The following is a 16805-nucleotide window of genomic DNA, read 5'->3' as shown; positions in this document are numbered from 1 at the left end:
GCGCCCAGTGTGAAAGTCTTCGGGGAAGCGGATGGGTGTGTTTCAGGACTTCGTCGGACGCTTTTCTCAGACCATGGGCGCCTATCTCGGCGACCGTGCGCTGATGGAGGCGGCGGTCTCGGCCTCGGCCAACGTCATCCTGGCGGATTACGAGATCGACGAGGAGGAGATCGAGGTCGCACTCGCCGGTATGCGGGCCAACCCGATCCTCGAGCGGGGCTACGACACCCTGAAGCTGGAGGCCGAGCTGTTCGAGGGGATCGCCCGCGCCCGCACTCGCGCCGGACGCGCCGAGAACCTGCACTTCGTCGCTGTCATCGCCGAGCGCGAGATTGCGCAGCGCACCAGCGTGTTCCTGATTGCCGCGGACGTCGCCGATCAGGCGGGGATCAGCGAGCCTGAGCACGCTGCCCTGGCCGAGATTGCGGCGGCGCTCGGCGTCGACAAGGACGCGTTGCTCGGCACCCTCCAGAAGGCCTGAGGCTTAGTCGGCGACGCGGCCGGTCACCAGGGCGGCGTCCTTCTCGACCTGGCGCTCGAAGCGGCGCGGCAGCAGGTTGGAACGGTCCATCCGTCGCAGGCCGAGCACCATCAGGATGAGGGCGATCCCGGCGAAGGGCGCCCCGACGATCAGCGCCGCCAGGATTTCGGATCCGATCAGGGCGGCGATACCTTTCACCAGCGCGACGAACAGCATCACCAAGGCGGCGACCACGAGGGTGAGCGCGGTGCCGAACCGGGCGACGAGGCCCAGGATCGCGCGGATGTTCCCATCCGTCTCGCGCCGCATCAGCTCGAGTTCCCGGCCGACGAGATCGCCGCCATGGCGCAGGCCCTCGCTGATCAGGCGGGCAAGGCTCGGCGTCGGTCGTGCCATCGGGGCGGTCCTCGTTTCGTCGTGTGGGGGTCGTCTGCGGAGACGGGACCCTGATGGCCACAACCGTGGCGGTTCGATCCCGTTCCAGCGAAAGGCGGTCGCGCTCAGGCGGCCGCGCCGTTCTGCACCTCGGCGATGGCCTGGGCGATCGCGTCGATGAGCGCGGTGTCCTCGCCGGCCATGGCGTCCATCGAGGCCATGCGCCCGACGACGGTCGCGGCGATGCTCTCCTCCACCGTGCCCTCGGCCAGGGCGTAGTAGATCGTCGCCTGCTGTCCGTCCCGGTGGCAGCGGCCCTCGATCTGCGTCAGCTGGATCGCGCTGTGACGCAGGTCGTGGACGATGAGTGCGCGGGGCTTCTCGCCCCCCGGCATCTCGTGGGCGTGCAGCGAGATCGATTCCGTCACCGTGAAGACGACGGCGTCGAGCGCGCCGGTCTGAAAGGCGAGCCGCACCCCCTCGTTCGCCTCGCCCGACTGCGTGCCGGTGATCGCGTCGGCTCGCCAGCCCGCCGCCCGGAGGGCCTCCACCAGCGCGGCGGCCGTCTCCAGGAAAGCCACCGAGATCGCAACCGCGTGGCCGTCCTCCATCAGGAGATCGGCGAAGGCGGTGGTACCCGAGGCCCGGAGCAGGCTCGCCTTCTGGCGGAAGCGCAGGTCCGCCGCCCATCCGGCCGGCTTGCGGGTGCTGCCGCCGAGAAGGCCCCACTCCCGGCGGAACTCGCGCCAGGTGGCGTCGTAGAGGCGGCGTTCGGACGGTGTGAGAGCGACCGCACTGAGGGCGCGTTGCACCTCAGGCCAGCCGGCGATGTCGCCGGGGCGCCGACGCAGGCCGATCGCCCGATCTCCCTTGAACAGCAGATCGGCCATCACCGTACAATCGCGCGGGTTCGCGTCCCAGGACCAGTTGGTCCAGCGGCCCTTGGCCCGGCCGATTCCGAGACGCTGCATGAGCCCCCGGAATTCTGCCAGGGTCGTGGTGGGCTGGCCCGCGGCCTCCCCCAGCAGGCGCCCGAGATAGGAGAGCTCGTGCGGGGCCTGGCCGGCCGTAGCACTGAGATAAATCGTGAAGGCGGCCGTCTCGGCGATCTGCCGGCAGACGAGGCTCTGCTGGGCGTACGGGTTTCGGATGCGGTGGCTTTCGTCGAAGATCACGAGGGGCCAGGTCCGCTTCGGTGTGCCGTGCCGGGCGAGCGCATTGTTCTTCGCGCGGGTCGAGCGTCGGTTGCTGGGGGGTGGCGGTGCCATCAGCGCCTTGGTGCGCTCGTAGTTGGTCAGCGTCACCGCCTTCTCGCCCAGACCCGACAAAGCGATCGTGCGCCGCCACTGGGGCATCGCGCCCTTGGGGCAGACGATGAGCACCTCGCGCTCGGGCATGGCCGCGACCGCACTCCAGACCGACAGGGTCTTGCCGAGGCCGGTCGTGTCGCCGAGCAGAAATCCCGTCCGGCCTGCCGCGCGGGCAGCCAGCATCGCATCGCGCGCCGATCGCTGATGCGGCCGTGGAATCAGATGTTCGCTGGCGACCATCAGGCGGTCGGTCCGAGGACGCGGTCCGCAGCGGACTTTATTCTCTTCGCGGCTCCGAAAGCATGCTCGCGAAGTCTTGGCGCAGCCCTCACCATCTTTTGAAAACCTTGGAACTGTTCAGGTTGTGCTTTTGTTAAGGGGTCATCTCGACGCGCAGTCGGGCGCCCCACTCGGAGACATCGATGCCGACGATTCCGCTCTCCGCAGCCTCGCGCGCTGTGGCCGCCCCCGTTTTCGGACTGATGATGCTCACGGTGCCGGCGAGCGCCCAGAGCGCCGATGGGAACCTGTTCGACCTGCTCTTTGCGCCCGCACGGCCGGCGCAGCAAGTGGCACCCACGCCGACGGCCGATCCCGGCTTCGACTACCAGCAGGCCCGGCGCTCGATCCGGAAGGCCACGCGTCAGCGTCCGAAGATTCGCTACGCTGCGCTTCCGAAGTCCGAGCCCCTGCAGATCAAGGTCACGGATCGCCAGACGCCCCTGGATATGAAGGCCGGCCCCGCGGCCGCCTTCATGAAGGACGAGACCCTGCGTCCGGGCGACATCGTGGTGATGAAGGACGGTCCGAAGGTGTTCACCGGACGGCGTGACGACCAGCACACCGCCCGCGATTTCGAGAGCATCGGCCGCTCCGACTTCGTCGATCGGCGAACCCGCAACCAGCTTACCGCGATGATGCTCCCCATCGGCGCCCTCCCGGCCGATCAGGCCCGCAAGATGATGGTGCAGGCGCGTAAGGTGATGCCCGCCAGCGTCGACTCGTCCGTGAAACCGGAGCAGGCGGCGATGCGCATCATCAATCCGTGGAAAACCACGCCGTAGGGCAGATCAGGCGGCCCGGACCGTCACCAGGAAGCCGTCGACTTCCCGGCGCAGGGCCGTCGCCTGACGGGCGAGATCACTCGCGGCATTGAGCACCTGGGCCGATCCGCTTCGGGCGGATTCCGCCGCGTCACGGACGCCAACGATGTGGCCGGACACGGCCCGGGTGCCCTCGGACGTCAGCACGGTATTCCGAGCGATCTCCTGCGTCGCGGCTTCCTGCTGGTCCACGGCCGCCGAGATGTCCCCCGAGATTCGGCTCAGGCGTTGGATGACATCGGTGATGCCGCCGATGGCCGTCACTGACGCGTCGGTCGATTGGGCGATCTCGCCGACCTTCGCGGCGATTTCCTCGGTTGCCCGAGCCGTCTGGGTCGCCAGGCTCTTCACCTCTGCGGCGACGACCGCGAAGCCGCGCCCCGCCTCGCCGGCCCGGGCCGCCTCGATGGTGGCGTTCAGGGCCAGGAGGTTGGTCTGTGCCGCGATGCTCGTGATCAGGCCGACGATCTCGCCGATGCTGTTCGCTGCCTGGGCGAGACGATGGACATCCCCCGCCATCCGCGCCGCGTCGCGCTCCGCTTCGCTGGCGACCGCGGTCGAGGCTTCGACGCGGTTGCCGATCTCCCGCACCGAGGCGCTCAGCTCCTCCGTCGCCGCCGCGACGGTGTCGGCCGTGGCCGCGGTTTCTGCCGAGGCGGCGGCGACGGACCCGCTCAGGGATGAGGTGTCGCTCGCGGCCTGGGTCAGGGCATAGGCCGCCGTCTTGAGCTGGCTCGCGGCGGCCGAGACCGCCTCGACGATCCCGCTGGCTTGCGCCTCGAAGCGATCGGCCAACGCCACCATCTCGGCACGGCGGGCAGCCGCGGCGTTGGCGGTGAGATGGTCGGCCTCCGCGGCGATGCGCCGGCGCTCGGCGACGCTGGCCTGGAAGTCGACGGCCGCCGCCGCGATGGCGCGGACCTCGCGGGCGCCGTGCTGCGGAATGGGCCCGGATTCTTCGCCCCGGCCGATGGCCGTGAGGGAGGCGGCGATGCGGGTGAGCGGACGGGCGATGGCGGTGCCGAAGGCGAAGGCCAGGCCGCAGGAGAGGCCCAAGGTGGCGATGCCGACGGCCATCCAGACCATGACGCTCTGTTCGGCGTCGGCCCGGGCAGCACCGGCCGCGGCGCCGAGATCCGCGGTGAGCCGGTCCTCGATCGTCTTCAGGGTATCGATGCGTTGGGTGGCGAGGCCGAACCAGGCGGGCGCATCGGTGAAGGCGAGCGGAGTGCCCGGGGGCGTGTCGAGGACGAGGCGGCGCAGACGATCGACCTCCCGGGCCGCGGGCGCCGCCTTGCCGGCATCGAGAAGGGCGGCTTGCTCCGGTACGGCCCCGAGCCGGAACAGGGATTCGTAGGTGCTCTGGCCCGCACTGAGACCGGCCAGACGCTCGTGGCCAGCGAGATCGATCTGACCGGCACCGAAGATCGCCGAGGCCGCCGCTCGCTCCTGGCCCGCCAACTCCTTGAGCGCGAGGAACGACGAGTAGGAATTGATGCGGGCGGCGAGATCCACGCTGGCCGCGACTTGGGAGACCTCGCGCACGAGGTCGAGCGCGTTCGCGATCAAGCCCGAATACAGCGCCATGTTCTGGGCCGGTGTACGACCGAGCCCGTCGACGGCCGTGCGGTGGGTGTCGATCGACGCCAATTGCTCGGTCAGGGTCGCATTCCGACGAGCGACGCCGGCCCCGAAGGCGGCGAGGTCGAGGCCGGTCCGGCCCGCGTCCAGGGCCGCCCGGGCCACATCGGTCCGCGCACGCTGCGCATCGAGCTCGGACCGGAACTTGGTCCCCTTGGCGGCCAGATACAGGCTCGATGCCCCGCGCTCGCGCTGGGCTTCGTGCACCAGGGCACTGACTTGGCCCGCCATGCCGACGAGCTCCTGCACATGGACCATCCGGGTCCGAGCGCCCATCCGCTCAGTAATGGCAAGTCCAACGACCATCGCAAATGCAAGGCACGGAGCGAGCGCAACTAAGAGAATCCGAAAGCGCAGCGATGAGAAGAGACCGGCGGACATCACATGAAACCTGCTTCGAAACGTTGCAGCACTGTGAGAACAGCCGGTAAAGGTTGTGTTTCAAAATTAGCCTATGATCAATTTTTAATCATTGTCTGTCATTTTTAAGCTGGATAGGCGAGGCGTTTTCCCGGAATGTCCAGTTGTTCCTCGATCCTGCTTCCGTCGCGGCTCCCCGTGCCTGGACGCATGATTGGTGCACGACAACGCTGTGCTCCGCATCGGAGGGAGCGGCAGGCACATGCCCAATCGCGAGGCAGGATCCGCGTAGCGCCATCGCTTCCACCCATCGGCTTCAGTTCCCGCCAGATCAATCGGCGAGGCCCCAGGTTCTGAAACCTCGGCCCAGCGCCCACGATATTGTCCGCGTACGCTTTTTGTTCTAGCTGAAGAGCGGATATGCGTGGCGCGTGCCTTGCCCGATGCGGTGGCGCGCCCGACATGCCGCGGGGGCTCTGGTCGAGTCCTGCCGCGTTCCGCGCTGAAGACGTTCCGAAGAGACTCCATGGCCAAAGCCAAAGCCGCTGCCAAGAAATCGCAAGCCGAGGCCGAGCGGGTCGAAGCCAAGATCGAGGCGTTGTTCGACGGCGCGCGCGATGCCCGGGTCATCTCGGTGCGCGGTGCGCGCGAGCACAACCTGAAGAACATCGATCTGACGATTCCCCGCGATCGCCTCGTGGTCTTCACGGGTCTGTCCGGCTCAGGCAAGTCGTCGCTCGCCTTCGACACCATCTACGCTGAGGGCCAACGCCGCTACGTCGAATCCCTTTCGGCCTACGCGCGCCAGTTCCTCGAGATGATGTCGAAGCCCGACGTCGACCAGATCGACGGGCTCTCGCCGGCGATCTCGATCGAGCAGAAGACCACCTCGAAGAACCCGCGCTCCACGGTGGGCACCGTCACCGAGATCTACGACTACATGCGCCTGCTCTGGGCGCGGGTGGGCATACCCTACTCGCCCGCGACCGGATTGCCGATCGAGAGCCAGACGGTCAGCCAGATGGTGGACCGTGTCCTCGCCCTGCCGGAGAAGAGTCGGCTCTACCTCCTGGCCCCTGTGATCCGCGGCCGGAAGGGCGAGTACCGCAAGGAGATCGCCGAGTTCCAGAAGAAGGGCTTCCAACGCCTGCGGATCGACGGCGAGTACTATGCCATCGACGACGTGCCGAAGCTCGACAAGAAGCTGAAGCACGACATCGACGTGGTGGTGGACCGGATCGTGGTGCGGGCGGACATCGCGGCGCGGCTGGCGGATTCCTTCGAGACCGCCCTGGAGCTCGCCGACGGCATCGCCCTGATCGAGTTCGCCGATACGCCCGAGGGCGAGGCGCCGCGCGAGGCCATCACCTTCTCGTCGCGCTTCGCCTGCCCCGTCTCCGGCTTCACCATCGCGGAGATCGAGCCGCGGCTCTTCTCGTTCAACAATCCCTTCGGCGCCTGTCCGACCTGCGGCGGCATTGGCCACGAGATGCGGATCGACCCCGAACTCGTGATCTCGGATGCCAAGCTCAGCCTGAAGCGCGGGGCCGTCGGTCCCTGGGCGAAGTCGACCTCCCCGTATTATGGACAGACTCTCGACGCCCTCGCCCGCCACTACGGCTTCAAGACGACCGCTGCGTGGTCCGACCTGCCCGCGAAGGCCCGGGACGTCGTCCTGTACGGAACCGGCCCGGAGGCGGTCCGCTTCGCCTACGACGATGGAATGCGCGCTTACGAGGTGAACAAGCCCTTCGAGGGCGTCATCCCGAACCTGGAGCGGCGCTACAAGGAGACGGAGAGCGACAGCTCCCGCGAGGAGATTGCCCGCTTCATGAGCGAGACGCCCTGCGCCAGCTGCGGCGGCAAGCGCCTGAAGCTCGAAGCGCTCTCGGTCAAGGTCGCGATGGAGGATGTGGGCGAGATCACCGCCCTCTCGGTCCGGGACGCCCATGCGTGGTTCTCGGCGCTTCCGGGCAAGCTCACCGACAAGCAGAACGAGATCGCCTACCGGATCCTCAAGGAGATCCGCGACCGGCTGACCTTCCTGATCGATGTGGGGCTCGAGTACCTGACGCTGGCGCGCGGCTCCGGCTCACTCTCGGGCGGCGAGAGCCAGCGCATCCGCCTCGCCTCGCAGATCGGTTCCGGGCTGACGGGTGTGCTCTACGTCCTCGACGAGCCGTCCATCGGCCTGCACCAGCGCGACAACGAGCGCCTGCTCGGCACGCTGAAGCGCCTGCGCGACCTCGGGAACTCGGTGATCGTGGTCGAGCACGACGAGGACGCGATCCTGCAGGCTGACTACGTCGTCGACGTCGGCCCCGGTGCGGGCATCCATGGCGGGCAGATCATCGCCCAGGGCACCCCGGAAGAGGTGCTGAAGAACCCGGCCTCGCTCACTGCCAAGTACCTCACCGGCGAGATGAGCGTTCGGGTCCCGACCGCCCGCCGCAAAGGCCGTAAGGGCAAGCTCAGCCTCGTCGGTGCCCGAGGCAACAACCTGAAGAACGTGTCGGTGGATATCCCGCTCGGGACTTTCACCTGCATCTCGGGCGTCTCCGGCGGTGGCAAGTCGACCCTGATCATCGACACGCTCTACAAGGCGGTGGCGAAATCCCTGAACGGTGCCCTGGAGCACCCGGCGCCCTTCGAGCGGCTCGACGGGCTGGAGCATCTCGACAAGGTCATCGACATCGACCAGTCGCCGATCGGACGAACCCCGCGCTCCAACCCCGCGACCTATACCGGCGCCTTCACGCCGATCCGCGACTGGTTCGCCGGACTGCCCGAGGCCAAGGCCCGTGGCTATCAGGCGGGCCGGTTCTCGTTCAACGTGAAGGGCGGTCGCTGCGAGGCCTGCTCGGGCGACGGCGTCATCAAGATCGAGATGCACTTCCTGCCGGACGTCTACGTCACTTGCGACGTTTGCAAGGGGCGTCGCTACGACCGCGAGACCCTGGAGGTGAAGTACCGCGAGCACTCCATCGCCGACGTCCTCGACATGACCGTCGAGGAGGCCGCCGACCTGTTCAAGGCGGTGCCCACCATTCGCGAGAAGATGGAGACCCTGGCCCGGGTCGGCCTCGGCTACGTCAAGGTCGGGCAGCAGGCGACCACCCTGTCGGGTGGCGAGGCGCAGCGGGTGAAGCTCTCGAAAGAACTTTCGAAGCGTGCCACCGGTCGCACGCTCTACATTCTCGACGAACCGACCACTGGCCTTCACTTCCACGACGTCGCCAAGCTCATGGAGGTGCTCCACGAGCTCGTCGACCAGGGCAACACCGTGGTGGTGATCGAGCACAACCTCGAAGTCATCAAGACCGCCGACTGGGTGATCGATATGGGTCCCGAAGGCGGCGACGGCGGTGGTGTCGTCGTGGCCGAAGGAACCCCGGAGCAGATCGCCAAGTCACGCGCGAGCCATACCGGCCGATTCCTGCGCGACGTCCTCGCGCGACGGCCAGCTTCGGCGCCTGCCAAGGGCCGCGCCGCAGCCGAATAGCGCCTCGCGGGGTTGCGATACCCGGCGATTCGCCGGGTCGAGCGCTCCGAGCGTTTGGCGCGGCGCATCAACATGCCGACCGGGAGCCCGATCCGGCCCGGTCGAGAGCGCCGGACTGCGCAATGGTCCAAGGGCGCTTGCCGGATCGTCCCAGAGCAGAACCGTAACCATAACAGCTTGAGTGTTCAGCGGTATTTTGCCGTTCTGCTGCGTGGTCGGGGCACAAGGACGCCCGCCAACCTGCTCAAAAGGTTAACAAATCCTTCCGCTGCACTGCACCGAAAATGCGACTTTTGCGCAACGGTCAGATCCGAACTGCCGCGTTTCCAAGCATTCCGCTGTCCTTCGGCGCCGTCCTGTAGAATAGTTCTCGACGTTGAGACTTGAGAACGGGCCGCAAGGGGGGCCGCCGAACCAACTGCAAACAAGCTGCGAACAAGCGGCGCATCGGCAGAATGGTTCGGACGGCTGCGTGGCGGACGCCTGAAATCCTTGGGAAGGAAGAGTAAAAATGTCGAAGAACTGGCTCGTTGCCGGAGCGCTCGCGCTCACGGTCGGCATGACCGCCACCGCATCCTACGCGCAGACCACGACGGTTCCGGGCGAGCAGGTCGGCCTGGCCACCGGCGCCCCGCTGCCCGAGGGCATCTACGCGCTGAACACGTTCGTCTATCAAAATCGCGACCGGCCGTCGGCTGTCGATGTGGGCATCAACGTTCCGGTGCTAGTCTGGTCGACCCCGTTCGTCCCCTTCGGCGGCCGCGTCGAGCTCCTCGTCGCTCCCCCGACCGTGTTCGTCTTCGGTAAGAGCGGCGGCCCCACCGGCGTGCGTGATCTGTCGATCAACGTCGGTACCTTCGTCGGCGGCATCTGGGCCTTCGATCTGGGCGGCGGCTTCGGCGTCAGCTTGCTCGGCGGTGTCTACCTGAACGAGCTGAACGGCGACCGCGGCGTTCTGGTGCAGAACAACGGTGTCCTCGGCGGCGGCGCCGTGCTGCCCCAGCTCTCCTCGAACACCTACCGCGCCGGCATCGCTGCTAGCTACACGGCCGACGGCTATAACATCACGGCTAATCTGACCGGCAACTTCTACGATTCGCCGTCGTCGTTCGGTGGTGGCCGGAACTTCGGTCAGGTCTACACCCTGTCGGACTCGCTCAACCTCGACCTGACCGCGACCAAGAAGTTCGGCAAGTTCGAGATCGGCGCCATTGCCTACGGCACGGTTAACCTCAACACCGGCCTGGGTCGTGCTGGTACTATCAACGCCGCCTTCAACGATCGTGGCCGGTTCCTGATGGGCGGCCTCGTCGGCTACGACTTCGGGCCCGTCACCGCGCAGGTCTACGTCGCCCGCACCGTCGCGACCACCAGCTTCGACAGCACCGAGATCTCGGGCCGCCTGATCGTGCCGCTGTACTCGCCGACCCCGGTCGCCGCTGCTCCCGCGCCGATCATCCGCAAGTACTGATCTGACATTCGGCGGCGGGGCCTTGTCCCGCCGCAGATGGGATCAAGCAAAGCCCGTCCGACACGTGTCGGGCGGGCTTTCGCATGTTTGGCCGCCCGCGCGTTCGGGGGTGGATCCGGTTCGGTGCCTCGCGGGCGAGAGCCGCCGCGTTCACCCACGCACGCAATCCGCCTGCCGCTGAAACTTTTCCCGAACATCCTCCGTAACGGACGATGACCCCCACGAAGGGGCAATCGTTCCTAAGGATGCGCTCCATGATCACTCGTCACGCCCGTCGCCCGGTGGCTTCCAAGATCGCCGCCGTGGTCCTCGCCTTCTCCGTCGGCGCCGCCTTCCCGGTCGCGGCCTTCGCCAAGAACCCGATGGTCGGCGGTGCGCCGATGTACGCCTCGAAGAACATCGTCGAGAACGCGGTGAACTCGAAGGATCACACCACCCTCGTCGCCGCCGTGAAGGCCGCCGGCCTCGTCGACACCCTCGCCAGCCCCGGCCCGTTCACGGTGTTCGCACCCACCAACGCCGCCTTCGCCAAGCTGCCGGCCGGTACGGTCGAGACCCTGGTGAAGCCCGAGAACAAGGCGACCCTCACCAAGATCCTGACCTACCACGTGGTCCCCGGCACCTACACGGCCAAGGACCTGATGAAGCTCGCCAAGGATGGCGGCGGCGAAGCGCAGCTGAAAACGGTCGAGGGCGAGCCGCTGACCGTTCAGACCAAGGGCAAGAAGGTCTACGTGACCGATGCCAAGGGCAGCACCGCCACGGTCACCACGGCCAACGTGATGCAGTCGAACGGCGTCATTCACGTCATCAACGGCGTGCTCCAGCCCTGATCGTATCGGGCCCTTCGCTCGGCTGACGGAAACGCCCGCGATCCAGCAGGATCGCGGGCGTCACGCGTTTCGGGCCAGGCGATCGTCGCGGCCGTCAGCTCACCCGGTTGAGGCGGCGCGCGCCCTCGAAGCGGTTCAGGAAGCGTGGCTCCTTCTCCGGAGCGATGCGAATGGCGAGGTGCATCGTGCCCCCCTCCTCCTCACGCCTGTCGAGCACCTCGGCGTTTTCATAGAGCCAGTGCAGCGCGGCGCCGTCCTCCGGCGGCAGGATCACCGCGAAGGTCGAGCGCTGACGCGCGATCCGCGCCTCGATCCGCGCCGTCAGGACTCCGAGTCCCTCACCCGTCACGGCCGAGACCAGCACCGGGGCATCGCTGTCCCGATCGCTGCGCCCCTGTCCGCTGAGGTTGAGGAGGCGCGTGCGCTCATCCGCATCGAGGAGATCGGCCTTGTTCCAGACCTCGATGATGCGCGAGGCCGAGGTCTCGATCCCGAGCTCACGCAGCACCGAACCCACATCCTCGGCCTGGGCGGCGCTGTCGACGTGAGACACGTCGCGGACATGGAGGAGGATGTCGGCGTGGATCACGTCCTCCAGGGTCGCCCGGAAGGCGGCGATCAGGGAGGTCGGCAGCTCCGAGATGAAGCCTACCGTGTCGGAGAGGATGACGGTCTCGCCGTGCGGCAGCTTCGTCGCCCGCGCCGTCGGATCCAGGGTGGCGAACAGCATGTCCTGCGCCATCACCTGGGCCTTGGTGAGGGTGTTGAACAGCGTCGACTTGCCGGCATTGGTGTAGCCTACGAGGGCGACGATCGGGTACGGCACCCGCGCCCGGCTCTGTCGGTGCAGGCCGCGGGTGCGGGTGACGCTGTCGAGCTCGCGCTCGATCTTCGTCATCCGCTCCTGGATCATGCGCCGGTCGGCCTCGATCTGCGTCTCGCCGGGACCGCCGAGGAAGCCGAAGCCGCCGCGCTGACGCTCCAGGTGGGTCCAGGACCGGACAAGACGGCTCTTCTGGTAGGCGAGATGCGCGTGCTCGACCTGCAGCGTGCCCTCGCGGGTCGAGGCGCGGCGTCCGAAGATCTCCAGGATGAGGCCGGTGCGGTCGATGACCTTGCAGCCGAAGGCCTTCTCGAGGTTGCGTTGCTGGACCGGAGACAGGGCACAGTCCATCACCACGAGACCGATCTCGCGGGCGCGAATCACACCGGCTAGCTCCTCGACGCGTCCCTTGCCGAGATAGGTGGACGGGCGGATCCGCTGCACCGGCGCGACGATGGCCTCGACCACGTCGAGCTCGATGGCGGCCGCGAGGCCAGCCGCCTCGTCGAGCCGCGCCTCGGTGGAGCGCAAGGCCTCGGGGCTGCCGTTGGTGTTGCCTCTGGCCGCAGCGGCAGCGCGGCCGAGATAGGGTCCGACGACGAGGGTGTGGGTTGCCGCCGCGATGTCACCCTCGGGGGCGGCCATCGCTTGGAGCCGGGCTTCGCCGGGCGTCATCGGTTCAGTCATGAAGTTCTTTGTTCAACCCTATCCTGCGTGTCTTCAGGACAATGGGCGCTTGCCGGCCCTAGACAAGGGCGCGGCAAACCTTTCCAGCCGGTCCGACGCAGTTTTCCGGGTGCTCAGGCCTTTTCCGGCGCAGTCTCGTCGGGTTCGAACAGCTGGACCGGGTGCCCTGGCATGATCGTCGAGATCGCATGCTTGTAGACGAGCTGCGAATGGCCATCCCGCCGCAGGAGCACGCAGAAATTGTCGAACCACGTCACGACGCCCTGAAGCTTGACGCCATTGACGAGGAAGATCGTGAGCGGAATCTTGTTCTTGCGAACATGGTTCAGGAACGTGTCCTGGAGGTTCTGAGCGCGCTCGCCCGCCATTTTTTCTTATCCTTGGTTCGCATCGCCGCCCGCCGTGATGACGGGTTCTCGTCCGTTGGTCTCGCATGCCCCGGTGCACTGCGCCGCAGGGCACCGGGACGGGAACATTACACGTGTATCGCGGCCGCGATGCAAGTGCATCGCCGCCGTGTTCTCAGGGACCGATGCCGAGCGACTTGAGTTTTCGGTGGAGCGCCGAGCGCTCCATGCCGATGAACTCCGCCGTGCGGGAGATGTTGCCGGAGAACCGGGCGATCTGCGCGATGAGGTACTCGCGCTCGAAGATCTCGCGGGCCTCGCGGAGCGCCAGGCTCATCAGCTTCTCGCCGCCCGAGCCGTTCGGCGTGGTCGGCACCAGGGCGCCGATCTCGGTCGGCAGCATCTCGGACGTCACGTCCTGATCCGGATCCGTGTGGGTCAGGATCATCAGGCGCTCGACGTTGTTGCGCAGCTGGCGGACGTTGCCGGGCCAGTCGTGGGACTGGAGGACCGCCATGGCGTCCTCGGCGATGCGCCGGCGCGGTAGTCCGGTGGCGCCCGAGATCTGCTCCATAAAGAAGGTGATCAGCTCGGGCACGTCCTCCCGCCGCTCGGACAGGGACGGCACCCGGATCGGAACCACCGACAGACGGTGGAACAGGTCCTCCCGGAAGCGGCCCGCGGCGATCTCCTCCGCGAGATCGCGCGACGAGGACGAGATGATGCGGACATCCACGTGCACCCGCGTGGTCCCGCCGACCCGCTGGAAGTTCTGATCGACGAGGACCCGCAGGATGCGGTTCTGCGTCTCGCGCGGCATGTCGGCGACTTCATCGATGTAGAGCGAGCCGCCATGAGCCTCCTCGAGGGCGCCGACCCGGCGTGCCCGGCCCTCCCCGGCCTCGACGCCGAACAGCTCGGCCTCCATCGTGTCCGGCGTGATGGTGGCGGCGTTGATGACCACGAAGGGCCCGTTCGCCCGGGCCGACATGGCGTGCAGGGTGCGCGCCGAGAGCTCCTTGCCCGAGCCCGGTGCCCCGAGGATCATGACGCGGGCATTGGTCGGCGCCACCCGCTCCACGGTCTGGCGCAGCTGGTTGACCACCACCGAGGCGCCGACGAGCCGGCTCGCCTGGCCCGACCGGGCCTTGAGATCGCGGACCTCGCGCTTGAGACGCGACGCTTCGAGGGCACGCTCGGCCACGAGGATCAGGCGGTCGGCCTTGAAGGGCTTCTCGATGAAGTCGTAGGCGCCGGCCTTGATCGCCGCGACGGCCGTCTCGATGTTGCCGTGTCCCGAGATCATCACCACCGGAAGGTCCGGGTGTCCGGCCTTGATCTGGTCGAGCACCTGCAGGCCGTCGAGGCGCGAGCCCTGCAGCCAGATGTCGAGGAAGACGAGGTGGGGCCGGCGCGACTCGATGGCCGCCAGGGCTTCGTCCGAGCCACCGGCCGTGCGGGTGCGATGGCCCTCGTCGTCGAGGATGCCGGCCACGAGGTCGCGGATGTCGGCTTCGTCGTCGACGATCAGGATGTCGGCGCTCATGAATGGATCTCCGCGATTGGGGGGGCCGTCCGCGCGGCACCCTTCTCGTCCTGCGCAGAGGGTTTGCCCTCCGGCGGCGTGTGGTTGGCTGAGTCTCGGACGGGGGCGACGCTGGTGTCGCGCGGGACGCGCAGACGCACGCGCCCTCCCCGACCTTCCGGATTGTCGTTCAATTCGATCCCGCCGCCATGCTCTTCGAGGACTTTGCTGACGATGGCCAGCCCCAGGCCGGTGCCACCCTCGCGCGTGGTCATATAGGGTTCCAGCAGCCGCTGGCGCCCCTCAGTGGGAAATCCCTTGCCGTTATCCGTGACTTCGATGATCACGAATCCCTCTTCGAGGACGAGGCGCACGTCGACCTTCCCCTTGCCGAGCTCGGCCTCCGGGACCGCCTGCACCGCCTCGACGGCGTTTTTCAGGATGTTGGTGATCGCCTGGGACAGGAGGCGGATGTCGAACGCTGCCAGGATCCGTTGATCGCCGTCCTCGCCGAACGAGAAGTCCATGTCGGGATGCGCCACCCGCATCATGAACAGGTTCTGGCGGGTGATCTCGCTGAGGTCGTTCTGCGCGATGGCGGGCTTGGGCATCCGCGCGAAGGATGAGAACTCGTCGACCATGCGCTTGATCTCGTCGACCTGACGCACGATCGTCGCCGTACACTGATCGAACACGTCCTTGTCGGTGGTGATGACCTTGCCGTACTTGCGCCGGATGCGCTCGGCCGAGAGCTGGATCGGCGTCAGCGGGTTCTTGATCTCGTGGGCGATGCGCCGGGCCACATCCGCCCAGGCCGAGGTGCGCTGGGCCGAGACGAGGTCGGTGATGTCGTCGAGGGTGACCACGAAGCCGCGGGCGCCGCCCTGGGCCTGCTCGCTCGTCACTCGAACGGTCACGGTGCGCTCGCGGCCATCCCGCGTGAGCTGGATCTGCTGCTGCATCGTGCGCAGGCGCGCCTCGCCGCCTTCCGGGAACAAGGCCTGTAACTCGGGCACCACCTGGGTCAGGGGTTTGCCGACGATCTCGTCGGCCGCGAGGCCCAGGGTCCGCTCCACCGACGGATTGGCGATGGTGACGTGTCCCGCCGCGTCGACGCCGAGGACGCCGGGCGAGACACCGGCCAGCACGGCCTCGGTGAACCGACGGCGCCGGTCGATGAGGTCGCTGGCCGCCGTCAGCCCGTCATGCTGGCGGCGCAACTCCTGCGTCATCTTGTTGAAGCTCTCCGACAGGTGCGCAAGGTCGCCGTCGCTCTTCCGGGCCGGGACCTGGGCGTAGAAGTTGCCCGAGGCAACCTGGTCGGCGGCATTGATCAGGCGCCGGATCGGCGCGACGAAGCGGTTGGCGAAGTTGAGCCCGAACCACACCGCAGAGAGCAGGGCGATCAGGGCGATCAGCACGAAGACCGAGGCGAAGCTGATCTGGATCGAGCGCTTCAGCGAGTCGTAGGTCAGGTACTCGGCGGCGGCCGCCCGCGACACGCCCGGGAACTCCACCGCCAACTGGCTGACCTCCCGCTGCACCAGCAGCACGGCGCCGTCATAGGCGGGCATGCGCAGGAGAGCGGCGAAGATGCGGCCCTCGCTCGGCACCAGGCAGATCGGATCAGTCGATTTCGCCGCGTCCTCGAAGGCGGCCGCCGAGGGCAGGCGGCGCTCCTTCAGGGCGTCGATCTTGGCCCGCGCCACCACCTCGTTGGGGCCGCGCATGATCTCCGCCACGGGCAGGCCGAGGGCGGTGGCGCGGGTGGTGAGGAAGCTCTCGAACCAGATCCGGTTGATGTCGAAGTTGGGCCGCGCCCGCGTGAGGTCGTCCGTGAGGATGCGGATCTCGCGGGCGAGGCTCTGGCACTGGTTCTCCTGGTAGGCGTCGGCGACCTCCACCGATTTGAGCACCACGTCTCGGACCCGGTCGGTGAAGCCGAGTGAGAGGGCCAGATTGATGGTCATCGCCGCCACCACCGCCAGCAGCAGCGTGGGCAGGATGGCGATGAGGCTGAACAGGCCGACGATACGGGTGTGCAGGCGCGCCACCGCCGCGTTGGTGCGGCGGGCGTGGAGGAAAACCCGCGCCTCCCAGACGATGATCACGACGAGGGCCAGCACCAGGAAGACATTGATGCCGAGCAGCGTCAGGCCGACCGTGGGCGTCTTCATCACCCGGATCACGCCGGCCAGGATCAGGAACGTGGTGATGGCCGAGACCAGCGCCGTGATGACCACCAGCGCACCGACGAGGCCCGGGCCTCGGGGCGGCGGACGCACCATCGGCACCCTCACGGGCGCTGGGCCGGCCCCAGCGGTCTCCGACTCATCGGCGGAGCGTG

Annotated in this window: 12 protein-coding genes; 5 read left to right on the top strand and 7 right to left on the bottom strand. The window is 67.6% G+C overall.

Features of this window, described 5'->3' with window-relative positions:
* The first annotated feature begins 31 nt into the window (after window positions 1–31).
* On the top strand, window positions 32–481 hold the full coding sequence (locus tag ASF58_RS13915) for a hypothetical protein (protein ID WP_055953080.1): 450 nt from the start codon (window positions 32–34) through the stop codon (window positions 479–481).
* 3 nt (window positions 482–484) lie between these two features.
* Here ASF58_RS13915 and ASF58_RS25000 read toward each other — a convergent pair whose 3' ends face one another.
* Complete coding sequence (locus ASF58_RS25000; RefSeq protein WP_082513055.1) at window positions 485–877, bottom strand: phage holin family protein; 393 nt, start codon at window positions 875–877, stop codon at window positions 485–487.
* Window positions 878–981: 104 nt separating this feature from the next.
* The gene (locus ASF58_RS13905; protein ID WP_055953077.1) at window positions 982–2406 is read right to left on the bottom strand and encodes a DEAD/DEAH box helicase family protein; all 1425 of its coding nucleotides are present in this window, start codon (window positions 2404–2406) and stop codon (window positions 982–984) included.
* Between the two features lie 182 nt (window positions 2407–2588).
* Between ASF58_RS13905 and ASF58_RS13900 the strand changes: the two genes are divergently transcribed.
* Window positions 2589–3230 carry a hypothetical protein gene (locus tag ASF58_RS13900; RefSeq protein WP_244477319.1) on the top strand — a complete coding sequence of 214 codons (642 nt, stop codon included), beginning with the start codon at window positions 2589–2591 and terminating at the stop codon, window positions 3228–3230.
* A gap of 6 nt (window positions 3231–3236) precedes the next feature.
* Here the strand turns inward: ASF58_RS13900 and ASF58_RS13895 are convergent, their stop codons facing one another.
* Window positions 3237–5291 (bottom strand): nitrate- and nitrite sensing domain-containing protein, encoded by a 2055-nt coding sequence (locus ASF58_RS13895; protein ID WP_055953074.1) that lies wholly within the window; start codon window positions 5289–5291, stop codon window positions 3237–3239.
* A gap of 505 nt (window positions 5292–5796) precedes the next feature.
* Between ASF58_RS13895 and uvrA the strand changes: the two genes are divergently transcribed.
* The 3 genes from uvrA (at window position 5797) to ASF58_RS13880 (ending at window position 11076) form a co-directional block, all read left to right on the top strand.
* Window positions 5797–8772, top strand: coding sequence for an excinuclease ABC subunit UvrA (uvrA, locus tag ASF58_RS13890; protein ID WP_055953070.1), 2976 nt, complete (start codon window positions 5797–5799; stop codon window positions 8770–8772).
* A gap of 511 nt (window positions 8773–9283) precedes the next feature.
* A complete protein-coding gene (locus ASF58_RS13885) occupies window positions 9284–10243 on the top strand; it encodes a transporter (RefSeq protein WP_055953068.1) in 960 nt (319 codons plus the stop codon).
* A 254-nt stretch (window positions 10244–10497) separates the two neighbouring features.
* The gene (locus tag ASF58_RS13880) at window positions 10498–11076 is read left to right on the top strand and encodes a fasciclin domain-containing protein (protein WP_055953065.1); all 579 of its coding nucleotides are present in this window, start codon (window positions 10498–10500) and stop codon (window positions 11074–11076) included.
* Window positions 11077–11170: 94 nt separating this feature from the next.
* On the opposite strand, the gene hflX is transcribed toward ASF58_RS13880, so the two are convergent.
* The 4 genes from hflX to ASF58_RS13860 all read right to left on the bottom strand — a co-directional run bounded on the left by hflX (window position 11171) and on the right by ASF58_RS13860 (window position 16746).
* Entirely contained in the window at window positions 11171–12586 is a 1416-nt protein-coding gene (hflX, locus tag ASF58_RS13875; RefSeq protein ID WP_055953062.1) for a GTPase HflX, read from the bottom strand.
* 113 nt (window positions 12587–12699) lie between these two features.
* On the bottom strand, window positions 12700–12954 hold the full coding sequence (gene hfq / locus ASF58_RS13870) for an RNA chaperone Hfq (protein WP_003600267.1): 255 nt from the start codon (window positions 12952–12954) through the stop codon (window positions 12700–12702).
* A gap of 154 nt (window positions 12955–13108) precedes the next feature.
* Window positions 13109–14479, bottom strand: a complete 1371-nt coding sequence (locus tag ASF58_RS13865) for a sigma-54 dependent transcriptional regulator (RefSeq protein ID WP_055953058.1) — start codon at window positions 14477–14479, stop codon at window positions 13109–13111.
* Window positions 14476–16746, bottom strand: a complete 2271-nt coding sequence (locus ASF58_RS13860) for a PAS domain-containing sensor histidine kinase (protein WP_055953055.1) — start codon at window positions 16744–16746, stop codon at window positions 14476–14478. The genes ASF58_RS13865 and ASF58_RS13860 overlap by 4 nt, the downstream gene beginning before the upstream one ends.
* Between the last annotated feature and the right edge of the window lie 59 nt (window positions 16747–16805).

The organism is Methylobacterium sp. Leaf125 (genome assembly GCF_001423085.1).
In the GTDB taxonomy this organism is placed as follows: Bacteria; Pseudomonadota; Alphaproteobacteria; order Rhizobiales; family Beijerinckiaceae; genus Methylobacterium.
Note: the sequence above shows the minus strand (reverse complement) of the source record. Positions and strands in the feature narration are given on the sequence as shown.

What these genes read in the sequence shown, in the direction of transcription:
- ASF58_RS13860 (WP_055953055.1), bottom strand. Translation starts at nt 16,746, where the DNA reads ATGGTGCGTCCGCCGCCCCGAGGCCCGGGCCTCGTCGGTGCGCTGGTG.
- uvrA (WP_055953070.1), top strand. Translation starts at nt 5,797, where the DNA reads ATGGCCAAAGCCAAAGCCGCTGCCAAGAAATCGCAAGCCGAGGCCGAG.
- hfq (WP_003600267.1), bottom strand. Translation starts at nt 12,954, where the DNA reads ATGGCGGGCGAGCGCGCTCAGAACCTCCAGGACACGTTCCTGAACCAT.
- ASF58_RS13900 (WP_244477319.1), top strand. Translation starts at nt 2,589, where the DNA reads ATGCCGACGATTCCGCTCTCCGCAGCCTCGCGCGCTGTGGCCGCCCCC.
- ASF58_RS25000 (WP_082513055.1), bottom strand. Translation starts at nt 877, where the DNA reads ATGGCACGACCGACGCCGAGCCTTGCCCGCCTGATCAGCGAGGGCCTG.
- hflX (WP_055953062.1), bottom strand. Translation starts at nt 12,586, where the DNA reads ATGACTGAACCGATGACGCCCGGCGAAGCCCGGCTCCAAGCGATGGCC.
- ASF58_RS13885 (WP_055953068.1), top strand. Translation starts at nt 9,284, where the DNA reads ATGTCGAAGAACTGGCTCGTTGCCGGAGCGCTCGCGCTCACGGTCGGC.
- ASF58_RS13865 (WP_055953058.1), bottom strand. Translation starts at nt 14,479, where the DNA reads ATGAGCGCCGACATCCTGATCGTCGACGACGAAGCCGACATCCGCGAC.
- ASF58_RS13880 (WP_055953065.1), top strand. Translation starts at nt 10,498, where the DNA reads ATGATCACTCGTCACGCCCGTCGCCCGGTGGCTTCCAAGATCGCCGCC.
- ASF58_RS13905 (WP_055953077.1), bottom strand. Translation starts at nt 2,406, where the DNA reads ATGGTCGCCAGCGAACATCTGATTCCACGGCCGCATCAGCGATCGGCG.
- ASF58_RS13895 (WP_055953074.1), bottom strand. Translation starts at nt 5,291, where the DNA reads ATGTCCGCCGGTCTCTTCTCATCGCTGCGCTTTCGGATTCTCTTAGTT.
- ASF58_RS13915 (WP_055953080.1), top strand. Translation starts at nt 32, where the DNA reads ATGGGTGTGTTTCAGGACTTCGTCGGACGCTTTTCTCAGACCATGGGC.